Here is an 11610-nt window from a genome sequence, read left to right on the forward strand (position 1 = left end):
GTCCAGTCCTGCTTCAGATTCTGCGTTAGATAACCCGGCTTCCCAGGTTTCGGCGGAAATGGAATTCCGGGGGTCTGGAGAACTGGTAAGTTCCCAGGGGTCTGACGAATTGATCGCAGCCGTAGGGACTCACGGCGGAGAACCGGAAGTGGGCTTTAACCCGATTACCGGCTGGGGTTATAACCGTGAACCTCTGGTCCAGAGCACTCTTTTCAAAAAGGACAGCAGTGCAAATCTGATCAACGATTTAGCTACAAATTATACGGTTAGCAGTGATGGGTTAAAGTGGACTGTTACAATAAGAGACGACGTTATATTCCATGATGGAGTGCCTTTAACAGCTAAGGATGTGGCATTCACCTTTAACACGGCAGCAGATGCCAGTGGCAGTGTGGATTTATCCATGCTGGAAAAGGCTGCAGCAATCGAAGATTATACTGTTGAATTTGACTTGAATGACCCTCAGGCTACCTTCATCAATAAACTCGCAGTTATTGGCATTGTTCCTGAACATGCTTACGATGAAAATTACGGTCAAAATCCAATAGGGTCAGGCCCATACAAATTTGTCCAGTGGGATAAAGGGCAGCAGGTAATCTTTGAAGCAAATCCGGATTATTATGGTCAGGAACCGTACTTTAAAAAGATAACCATGCTCTTTATGGGATCAGACGCTGCTTTTGCGGCGGCCAGGTCTGGACAGATTGATCTGGCTGAAATTCCTGCTTCATTTGCCAAACAAACCGTAGATGGAATGAAAATAGTATCTCTTGATTCTATTGATGCTCGAGGAATAAGCTTTCCCCTGCAGGCAAATACCGGTGAAAAAACTGAAAATGGATACGCAATCGGGAACAATGTAACTTCTGATATTGCAATAAGAAAAGCCCTGAACATCGGAATAGACAGGCAGGCGTTAATCAATGGAGCATTAAATGGGCAGGGCAAAGAGGAATTCACGGGTGTGGATAAATTACCCTGGGGAAATAAGGAAGCTATTTTTGAGGATGGAAATCTCGAAGCAGCAAAGAAAATCTTAACTGAAGCCGGCTGGGAAGATACTGACGGTGATGGCATCGTTGAGAAAAATGGATTAAAAGCCGAATTTACTTTGCTATATACTTCCAATGCGCAGGAAAGGCAGGCATTAGCTGTTTCTGTATCGGAAGAAGCAAAAAAATTGGGTATAAACATTAAAGTCGAGGGTAAAAGCTGGAATGAAATTGACACCCTTGTTCATTCAACTCCGGTAGTCTTTGGTTATGGTTCGCTGGATCCAACTGACGTATACTTAAGATACTACAGCAAGAGCTACGATCCTTCGAATTACAACAATGTAATTATGTACAACAATTCTGCTGTGGACAACTACCTGAGAACAGCCATAACCAGTTTTGATCAGGATACTGCCAATGAAAACTGGCAGCTGGCTGCCTGGGATGGGACAACAGGCTTTTCAGAAAAAGGAGATGCTACATGGCTGTGGATGGCAACCATTAATTATGTCTTCATTATGGATGACGACCTGGATATCGGAACTCCCAAAATACAGCCTCACGGTGCAGATATCTTTGGTAGCATTCTGGAATGGAAACGCACAGGAAATTAAACAGGGAGTTGAATTTCTATTTCAAATCCCATTTTTTTCTTTTGAATATCTTATGAAACTCTGAAAAGCTGCTCAATCTTGAGGTGGAAGCTGTTTAGTATTGTTACCTTTTGATATCGTTACCTTTTGATATCGTTACCTTCCGGTATCTTCCGGAATCGTCATAATTTATACTTATTTTCAGCATCCAATAGCTGCAGCTGATACAAATGCTCTTAAAATGAATAATAACTCTCATTTAATGATACGATATTCCATGAAACAAATGTTTTAGTAACACTTTTTTTTAGGAAAGTATATATAGTAAAATTGTTTTAATTTAACCTATCTTAATAATTGTGTAAAAAATAATACTTTGGTAATATTTTTATCTATTAAAGTGTTATTCAAAAAGTATTTCTAGTCATTACAATACTGGTAAAGGGCTTTTTACAAAAATAATTCAGTGTGTTGATTAAAATGGAGGAGGAGTTCAGATTAAGAAAAACCAGCAATATTTGCTTATGGGATCAATAATCGTAATTATAGCGGCTATTGTTATAATCAGTTCTATGCCTGGCTCTACGTCCAGTTCTACGTCAGACAGCTCAACGTCCCAGGCTTCTGATGAATTGGTCGTAAATGTATATTCGCATACAGGGGAACCAAAAGCAGGATTTGATCCGCTTATGGGATGGGGATCAGGTCATGTGAATTTTGAACCATTGATACAAAGTACTCTTTTTAAATCAGCTGATGATGGCAGTATAATAAATGACCTTGCTACGGATTACTTTGTTAGTTCTGATGGGAAGACCTGGACTGTAAATATAAGAGATGATGTTAAATTTACAGATGGGGAGAAATTATCAGCAGAAGACGTAGCATTTACCTTTAATACAGCAGTTGGAAGTAATTCAGAGCTGGATATGAGTAATCTTGAAAATGCTGCAGCAATAAATGATACTGCAGTTGAATTCAAATTAAAAGAACCCCAGTCAAGCTTCATATGGAGACTCAGATACGTTGGAATTGTGCCAGAACATGCATATAAAAAAGAAACCTACGGGTCAAATCCAATTGGATCGGGACCATATAAATTGATACAGTGGGACAAAGGTCAACAGGCAATATTTAATTTAAACGAAGATTACTATGGAAAAAAACCATTCTTCAAAAAAATAACTATGTTATTCCTGGATAAAGAAACTGCATTTGCAGCTGCAAGGTCCGGTGATGTAGACCTGGCTGAAATCGACATTAACCATGCAAATCAGACTATAGATGGATATAATTTAATGTCTCTTCCCTCATCAAGAGCATTCGGAGTTTCATTCCCCCTGCAGAATAATACCGGGGAAATAAGTCTACAGGGAGATCCCATAGGCAATAATGTAACAGCAGATCTGGCAATTCGAAAAGCCTTAAACATAGGTATCGACAGAAAAGCCATACTTGACGGAGTAATATATGGAAAAGGGGATGTAGAATACACCGGAGTAGATCAACGAAACTTTGGGAACCCTGAAGCTAAAATCAACGATTCAAATCTCGAAGAAGCCAAAATAATGTTAGAAAACGCAGGATGGAAAGACAATGATGGCGATGGAATTCGAGAAAAAGATGGAACTAAAGCAGAATTTAAACTATACTATTCTTCAGCAGACCAAACAAGGCAAGCTCTTTCAGTGGCTGTAAGTGAACAAGCCAAAAAATTAGGTATAAAAATAGACCTGGTCGGCACAAACTGGGATGAAATATATGCCAATCAATACAGTTCAGCCGTTTTATACGCTTACAGCAGTATAGATACCTTCAATTTATACATGCAATACCACAGTAAAGAAGCAGATGATACATACAAGAATCCGGGGCTTTACAATAATCCTGTTGTAGATGGATATTTAGAATCAGCTTTAAGATCCGCAGACCAGGCCCAGGCTACAAAAAACTGGCAATTAGCTGCATATGATGGAAAGACCGGTTACGGGCCTGCAGGAGATGCAACATGGTTATGGCTGGTGACAATGGATTATCTGTATACGGTGGATGAAACCTTAGACATAGGAACTCCACAAAAAAACGCTGGGTCCGATATTTTAGGAAATATCTACGAATGGACAAGAACAAATGCAACCAGCTCGACTTAAAGTGAGTGATATTAACATCGTAATAAAATGATGTTATAAATATTACTCCTTTTACCTTTTTTATTTGGGGTTGGAATTTGATGGGAAATTCTTGAAAAATATAGTGCAATCTATTTCGACTTAAAATCGTATGAAAATTATTCAGATTATTCCTAATTATTCATAATATTTGTATCTATGTTAAAATGAATCTATTATAAAATAATTACTATATGAGGGAATAGCGTGTTAGACAATGAAAAAATAGCGGGCTTTATAGGAAAAAAAATACTTCGGTTGATAAGTCTTTTGATTCTAGTTTGTTTTGTAAGTTTCATGCTCATTCAATACTCGCCTATAGACCCTGTTAGAGCTTATATTGGAGAAATGCCAGTGAGTGCAGAGCACAAAGCTAAACTTGAAGAATATTGGGGAGTTAACACGCCTCCACAGGAAAAATTCTTGAACTGGGCGGGAGATGTTCTTAAAGGAAACTTTGGAATTTCATTGATTTATAGAATACCTGTTACTGATGTAATCAAAGAACGATTCACAGCTTCTCTTGCTCTGATGGCGGCTTCATGGCTGTTTTCAGGAATTTTAGGTTTCATTTTAGGGATAGTAGCGGGAATGAAGAAAGGAACGTGGATAGATAAGGCAATAAAAACTTATTGTTATGTTTTAGCTGCCACACCAACTTTCTGGCTGGCATTGGTTCTATTAATGGTATTTTCAGTGTATTTAGGCTGGTTCCCTATAGGTTTAAGTGTACCAATAGGTGTCACTGCGGAAAATGTGACATTTTTGGATTGGTTTCTGCGTTTAATTCTCCCTGCACTAACTTTGAGTTTATTAGGAGTTGCTCAAATTGCGCTGTTTACTCGAGAAAAATTAATAGAAGTTCTATCCAGTGATTATGTATTATTTGCAAAGGCAAGAGGTGAAAAAGGATTAGATCTGGTATTCAGGCATGGAATTAGAAACGTTGCACTTCCAGCTATTACACTACAGTTTTTAGGATTCAGTGAATTGTTTGGAGGAACAGTTCTGGTTGAACAGGTATTTTCCTATCCCGGAATTGGACAGGCTGCAGTAGCAGCAGGATTGAGATCTGATGTACCACTGCTTTTAGGAATAGTTATTGTTAGTGCTTGCTTTGTCTTTTTTGGAAACGCAATTGCTGATCTTATATACCAGTTTGTTGATCCCAGGATAAAACAACAGGAGGCCTCAATATGAGTACTGCTGTTATAACAGTTAACAAAGGAGTATTCAGAGGATTTAATTTAAGACAGAAGACTCTTTTAATAATAGGCTTCACGTCCCTTTTATTGCTTGCAATTGTGATTTCTAGCGTGGGTTTCGGCGACGAATCATTACATACTAATTTTGGCTCTAAAAACCTTAATCCTTCCCCGGAACATCCTTTTGGGACAGATTGGATGGGAAGGGACATGTTCATAAGAACTCTAAAGGGACTTGGTTCAAGTATACTGATTGGAGCTTTTGCTTCTACAATTAGTACTATACTGGCCATAATTTTAGGCTTACTCTCAAGTGCAGGAAAGATAGCAGATTCCTTTATCGCCTGGTTAGTAGATTTATTTCTTTCAATCCCCCACCTTCTTTTAATAATCCTGATTTCCATAGGATTCGGAGGAGGAGCAACAGGAGTCATTATTGGAGTTGCATTAACGCATTGGACAGGCTTAACAAGGGTTGTAAGAGCAGAAATTAAGCAGCTAAAAACCCAGGAATATATCCATATATCCAGAAATCTTGGTAAGTCAAAATGGTGGATAGCTACAAAACATATTCTGCCTCATTTAATTCCTCAAATTTTATTAGGCACGATTTTAATGTTTCCACATGCTATTTTACATGAAGCTTCAGCTACATTCCTGGGTTTTGGACTTTCACCCCACGAACCGGCAATTGGTATCATTTTATCAGAGTCTATGAAGTACCTCTCGGCAGGATACTGGTGGCTTGCATTTTTCCCGGGATTATCCCTGTTAATTGTAGTTCTGGCATTTGATATGATTGGAGAAAATTTAGGAAAGCTGATGGACCCAAAAAATGCTCACGAGTAAAGTTCACATGAGTAAATTTCACCGGGTATCGGTTGAGATATTTTTTGCCTGAATGGCAAGTACAGATCTTAGATTTAAAAGGTGTGGAATATGGGAAATATGGGAAATAAAACTGAAATAAATGCTAAAGGAAAGAAGGAGACTGAAGCTCTATTAAAAGTAGAAGACCTTTCCCTTTCTTTCATTCAATATGCTTCCGGACTCAGGCAAACTGAGTTAAAAGTAATCTGCAATTTGAGCATAGAAGCTTACAGAGGTGAAATTTTAGCCGTTGTTGGTTCGAGCGGGTCCGGTAAAAGTCTTCTGGCACATGCAATTTTAGGGATATTACCTTCAAACGCGAAACTTGATGTGAAAATGGAATACAATGGCAAGAAACTCACTCAGGAGATTAAAGAAGAAATCAGGGGGAAAGAAATAGCTCTGATCCCTCAATCTACAACCTACCTGGACCCTTTAATGAGGATCTCTAATCAGGTAATAGGATGTGTTGAAGAAAAAAATGAAGGCTTAATGAAGAAGGTCCAGAGAGAAATTTTTCAGAGATACGATTTAAAGCCAGATGTTGACAGAATGTTCCCTCATGAGTTATCAGGAGGCATGACCAGAAGAGTTCTGGTTTCTACTGCCGTAATGAGCTCTGCAAAGCTCATAATTGCAGATGAACCAACTCCGGGCCTGGATGAAAAAACTTTGAATGAAACCTTGAGTTACTTCAAAGACATGGCAAATAAAGGGTGTGCAGTGATACTTATAACTCATGATATAGAAGCTGCATTAAAAATCTCTGATAAAATTGCAATCTTCTATGCAGGTACGGTTTTAGAAGTAGCTAATGTTGAAGATTTTAAAAATAACGGGGAAAATTTAAGGCACCCATACACCCGGGCACTCTGGAATGCCCTTCCCCAGAACAATTTCCTGGCAATTAAAGGCCATCAACCAATGCAGGATGAAGTCATTGACGGATGTATTTTTTATGAAAGGTGTTCCAAAAAGAATGAACTTTGCTCTAAAGGCATCCCTCAATTTAAAACTATCAACGGAGGAGTTGTGAGGTGCAATAATGTGTCTTAAAGGCGAAAATATAAGTTTCGGGTATAAAAAAAACAATTTGATCTTAAATAATGTGAATATATCTGTAGACCGTGGAGAAGTACTGGGTCTAATCGGGGACAGTGGAAGTGGTAAATCAACCCTCTGTAAAATATTGGCTGGTTATGAAAATGACTATCAGGGAAATGTAAGTATCGACGGAAAAGAAATTCCCTCAAAAGGATATAACCCGGTCCAGTTAGTCTTTCAACACCCGGAAAAAGCTGTAAACCCTAAATGGAAAATGAAAGACATTTTAAATGAAGGACATATTGTTCCCCAGGATATTTTAGATTCATTCGGAATAAAAAAGAGCTGGCTTAATAGATGGCCAAATGAGCTTTCCGGAGGAGAACTTCAAAGGTTTGCCCTTGCAAGGGCTTTAAGCCCTGAAACTAAATTTTTAATCGCTGATGAAATAACTACAATGGTAGATGCCATTACTCAAGCCCAAATCTGGAGTATAGTTCTGGATATAGTCAAAGAGCTGAATATCGGAGTACTGGTTGTAAGTCACGAAAAAAAATTAATTAAAAGGCTATGTAATGATGTCGTTTATTTTAATGATATAAATAAAGTTTGACTGTAAAACGCCCTACCTTTATATGAAGAAGCTTAAACTCGTAGATTTAGGTTTGTTCATGTCCCTTATGCATTGAATACACCTCATGTCTGAGAATGTCCCATCAGGTACCCTCCAAAACCTGTGACCCAGAGCAGGATCGGATATGCTATCCACCGCTCAAGCCCTCCGAGCCCAAAGGCTGAAAAAGGGCTTGCCTCTCCCATGATGTAGTAAAGAAACAGGTCAAGAAGTGCGATTCCTCCGAGTATGACTGAGAAATAGCTAAGTGGTGCTCTCTCGATCCTGGAGCTTGTAATTGCGGATATGCCTCCCATAACGAAAGCCATCAGGGCAAAAATTCCGTGTATATCCCCATAGCTCCCGTTGAAAATCCCAACTCCCAGGACTCCGATCCCGAATAAGCCAAGAGGGATCGTGACCGCCTGCTTCCTGAATGCACGGTGAATGCAGTAGGCAGAAGCGGTGATTAAGAGGCCTGTTACAGCCATTGCAGCACTGAAGATGGTTGAAGACGGTTGTATTATAATACTGTTGGGCGGATCGGTTGCACCCAGGTCGCTTATCATGTTCTGTGACGTGCTATACCCGGGATAAAGCGTCTCAGCCGTGATAATCCCGAGGAAAGCCAGCACGCCTGCAATGAATAGGAGTGCTCCTGCAATGTTTTCGTACCGCATACGAGAATGTGATCTGTCAACCATGGCAATCTGATAAACCAAGGGGGGTGAGGGTATTTAGGGGTTGTGTTGGGGGGATTCCGGTCAGTAATAATAATTTCAGATACTTTTAACAATTTCAGATACTTTTAACAATTTCAGGTACTTTTAACAATTCCAGGTACTTTTAACAATTTCAAATACTTTTAACAATTTCAGATACTTTTAACAATTTCAGATACTTTTAACAATTCCAGGTACTTTTAACAATTCCAGATACTTTTAACAATTTCAAATACTTTTAACAATTTCAGATACTTTTGATTTCTTCTTGTTTCCCTGTAAAGGCTGTATATTACCATTGAAATGATAGGGATTAGCCCTTCTTTCGCCCTAATAAGGGTAAATATTAATTCGTAAATCTAAAGAGCATTAATCGACTTTCTTATCATAAAAACAGTCATGAAAACTTTTTAAAATTAAGAGTGAAATGGTTTTTTTGATTCGCTCATAGATCTCTTTTCTGCAGGCGGTTTTCAGAAATCTCTTCTGCAAACTCTGGATATAAAGTGTTCTTTTTGTTGAGAGAGTGTCATCATTTGAATAGATACAGTTATATATTAGAAGTGCGATGTAGATGTATTGAAAATAAAGAGAAGTATACTCATCTGTTGTTAAAAAACCAATTTTTGTTTTTAAACAAAGAGCTCTATACAATCTTATTTTTAAACTATTAACAAAAACTAAAACAAAGGTGAAACAAATATGGCTTTTAATGACAGAAATAACTTCGGTGGTAACAATTTCGGCGCTCCTAGAGAAATGCACAAGACAATCTGTTCAGACTGTAAAGCTGAGACAGAAGTGCCTTTCAAACCTGACCCAGAAAGACCTGTTTACTGCAGGGACTGTCTTCCTAACCACAGGACACCCAGAGAAAACCGCAGATATTAAGCGCCCAAATTTCATATTGGGATCACAGGAAATTTGATATTTCCTGGGAGTTGCGATGTAATCGCAACCGCATGAGGTCCGTTTCGCTTTGCTCAAGCGGACTAATTCTTTTACTTTTTTAAAATACACTATAGTCGGAATATACTTTTTCTCTTTACCTGTAATCTTTTGCAGCTTTGAAGATTTGCAGCTTGAGAATTAGCACTTTACAGGGCCGATAAGTTTTGCTTATCGTAAGTCTTCATTGAGGTGCTGTTTCCGAGTTAAAGTTAAAAACTGTTAGCCAAATTCTTTTTTCATTGGATATATCCGACAATGGATTGCTATATAATAAATGAAACTTCCTCTATTTTCAATTCAATTAAAATATATTTTTCCTACCGACGGTTTGCCCCAATCGTCCTCGAATCTTTTTTAAAAATCTGAGATCTAGAAAAACTGAGAGCCTTTGCAGGTCTAGAAGTAGCAATTTCCAGACCTGATCATTTTTGCCCTTCATAGATAGATTTCCCTCTGGGCTGTTTTTTAGATAATCAAGATGATTTGTGGCATGGAATAGCTGTTTTCAAATCATGTTGAAAATTTTTCAAGTAATCCTGGTTTCAAAAGTTATCAAAAAATGGGCTGTTATCTCCTTTGAAATCCATGTCTAAAATGAGTTATCTCATTTGAGAGAGTGTATATTCATTTGTATAGATGCATTTATATAATTTGACTGTGTAGTATATGTATTGAAAATAAAGAGATGTATAATCTGTTATTAAAAACCAATTTTTGTTTTTAATCTAAGGGTCTATACAATCTTATTTTTAAATTATTGACTATCCGCTAAAGCGGAGGTGAAACGAAAATGGCTTTTAATGACAGAAATTTCAGGGGAAATTCCGGAGGTTTCCGCGGTAACAGCGGACCAAGGGAGATGACAAAAGTAACCTGTTCTGACTGCGGTGTTGAGACTGAAGTACCATTCAAACCCACCGAAGGCAGGCCAGTATACTGCAGGGAATGTCTTCCTAACCACAGGAAATTCTAAAAATAATCGCATCGGGTGTTAATTTTGTAATTAATTTTATATTTTTTTATTTAATTTTATATTAACGCCTGATTCATCTTTTTGTTTTTTGGTTTATTCTCTTTGTTTCTTTACTTATTTCCGCCTCGTGCGGTAGGGGAAAGTAAGAATAAACCGGCATTGAGACTGAGAACCTGTACTAATTATTCAATATTGAACTATACAAAAATAAAAATCCATTAAAGAGGAATTAATTTGGCAAACTACAGAAGCACAATTAGAAAAAGAAAATTAGGAACCACAAAACCAGTAAACTCAGGAGATACCTCTGAAGTATCCAGGGTACGAACCCCCCGCAAGGACAGAAATGAAGTCCTGGCAACGGTTGCGAGTTTACTCGGCTCGAAAAGGGTAACACTTCAGTGTATGGACGGCATTGTCCGCATGGGCCGGATTCCGGGGTCTAAAAAGAAGAGAATGTGGATCCGTGAAGGGGATGTTGTTATAGCCAATCCCTGGGAAGTCCAGGACTCCAAAGCCGAAGTAACCTGGAAATACACAAGGCCCCAGGTTGAATGGCTTGAGCGGAAAGGTTACATTAAGTACTGATTTAAAGGCATCAGAATAAAGATGCCTGATAAAGGTATCTGAATAAAGGTATCTGAATAAAGGTGTCTGAAAAAGATGCCTGAAATCCATATTTTACTTTTCTGCAGGAGCGCGTCTATGTTGAAGCGGACAAGGTCCTATAGACGACAATTTATTTAACGACAACTTATTTAACGACAACTTATTTAACGACAACTTATTTCTATATTTCACTCTGTAATATTTATTATTACTAAAGAAGGACGCTGAAATTTTTGTTATTCTCTCTTATTTCGATACGAATATATTTTTCCTGCCGGTGGTCTGCCTCACTCTTTCCCTGATCCTTTTGTAGATATTGAGATCTCGAAAACCTGCGAGCTTTTTTAGATTTAGAAGAAGCACTTTGCAGGCCCGATAAGCTTTGTCCTTTATCCATAATCAGCCAGAATTAGAATTTCAGCACTTTTATCTGTTCCAGAACCTGGTCTGGAAGTTGTTCTCTCATTTGAAAGAGTGTGCTTTCATTTGTATGGACATATTTATATATTATGGATGCTATGTATGTGTGTTGATAAATAAAGAGACGTATACTCATCTGTTATTAAAAACCAATTTTTGTTTTTAATCAAAGAGTTCTATACAATCTTATTTTAAAACAATTAACTAACAACTAAACCAAAGGTGAAACAAATATGGCTTTTAATGACAGAAACTTCAGAGGAAATTCTAATTTCGGCGCTCCCAGAGAAATGCACAAGACAACCTGTTCAGACTGTAAAGCTGAGACAGAAGTGCCTTTCAAACCTGACCCGGAAAGACCTGTTTACTGCAGGGATTGTCTTCCTAACCACAGGACACCCAGAGAAAACAGATACTAAGTGTTATTTGTGTAACTGAGTTTACATT

General features: G+C 38.1%; 11 protein-coding genes. 10 read left to right on the forward strand and 1 reads right to left on the reverse strand.

Translation table 11 applies throughout. The features are described 5' to 3' along the window. Window positions 1–58: 58 nt before the first annotated feature. The 6 genes from EO95_RS11445 (at window position 59) to EO95_RS11470 (ending at window position 7488) form a co-directional block, all read left to right on the forward strand. Window positions 59–1609: an ABC transporter substrate-binding protein gene (locus tag EO95_RS11445; protein WP_048134825.1), complete on the forward strand. Its 1551-nt coding sequence runs from the start codon at window positions 59–61 to the stop codon at window positions 1607–1609. 503 nt (window positions 1610–2112) lie between these two features. After that, on the forward strand, window positions 2113–3738 hold the full coding sequence (locus EO95_RS11450) for an ABC transporter substrate-binding protein (RefSeq protein WP_048134816.1): 1626 nt from the start codon (window positions 2113–2115) through the stop codon (window positions 3736–3738). 225 nt (window positions 3739–3963) lie between these two features. Then, a complete protein-coding gene (locus tag EO95_RS11455) occupies window positions 3964–4956 on the forward strand; it encodes an ABC transporter permease (RefSeq protein WP_048134817.1) in 993 nt (330 codons plus the stop codon). Then, entirely contained in the window at window positions 4953–5810 is an 858-nt protein-coding gene (locus tag EO95_RS11460) for an ABC transporter permease (RefSeq protein ID WP_048134818.1), read from the forward strand. Before EO95_RS11455 ends, EO95_RS11460 begins: the two co-directional genes overlap by 4 nt. Window positions 5811–5909: 99 nt before the next feature. Continuing rightward, the gene (locus EO95_RS11465; RefSeq protein WP_048134826.1) at window positions 5910–6887 is read left to right on the forward strand and encodes an ABC transporter ATP-binding protein; all 978 of its coding nucleotides are present in this window, start codon (window positions 5910–5912) and stop codon (window positions 6885–6887) included. Beyond that, window positions 6877–7488 carry an ABC transporter ATP-binding protein gene (locus EO95_RS11470; protein WP_048134819.1) on the forward strand — a complete coding sequence of 204 codons (612 nt, stop codon included), beginning with the start codon at window positions 6877–6879 and terminating at the stop codon, window positions 7486–7488. Before EO95_RS11465 ends, EO95_RS11470 begins: the two co-directional genes overlap by 11 nt. Window positions 7489–7571: 83 nt before the next feature. Here EO95_RS11470 and EO95_RS11475 read toward each other — a convergent pair whose 3' ends face one another. Further along, window positions 7572–8210, reverse strand: a complete 639-nt coding sequence (locus EO95_RS11475) for a DUF998 domain-containing protein (RefSeq protein WP_235282985.1) — start codon at window positions 8208–8210, stop codon at window positions 7572–7574. A 702-nt stretch (window positions 8211–8912) separates the two neighbouring features. On the opposite strand from EO95_RS11475, the gene EO95_RS11480 reads away from it, so the two are divergent. From EO95_RS11480 to EO95_RS11500, 4 genes are all read left to right on the forward strand, one after another. After that, window positions 8913–9101, forward strand: coding sequence for a CxxC-x17-CxxC domain-containing protein (locus tag EO95_RS11480; protein ID WP_048134821.1), 189 nt, complete (start codon window positions 8913–8915; stop codon window positions 9099–9101). An 850-nt stretch (window positions 9102–9951) separates the two neighbouring features. Then, window positions 9952–10134, forward strand: a complete 183-nt coding sequence (locus tag EO95_RS11485) for a CxxC-x17-CxxC domain-containing protein (protein ID WP_048134822.1) — start codon at window positions 9952–9954, stop codon at window positions 10132–10134. 255 nt (window positions 10135–10389) lie between these two features. After that, window positions 10390–10722, forward strand: a complete 333-nt coding sequence (gene eif1A, locus EO95_RS11490) for a translation initiation factor eIF-1A (RefSeq protein ID WP_048134827.1) — start codon at window positions 10390–10392, stop codon at window positions 10720–10722. Window positions 10723–11396: 674 nt separating this feature from the next. Next, entirely contained in the window at window positions 11397–11582 is a 186-nt protein-coding gene (locus EO95_RS11500; protein WP_048134824.1) for a CxxC-x17-CxxC domain-containing protein, read from the forward strand. Window positions 11583–11610 lie beyond the last annotated feature (28 nt).

Source organism: Methanosarcina sp. 1.H.T.1A.1 (assembly GCF_000979295.1).
In the GTDB taxonomy this organism is placed as follows: Archaea; Halobacteriota; Methanosarcinia; order Methanosarcinales; family Methanosarcinaceae; genus Methanosarcina.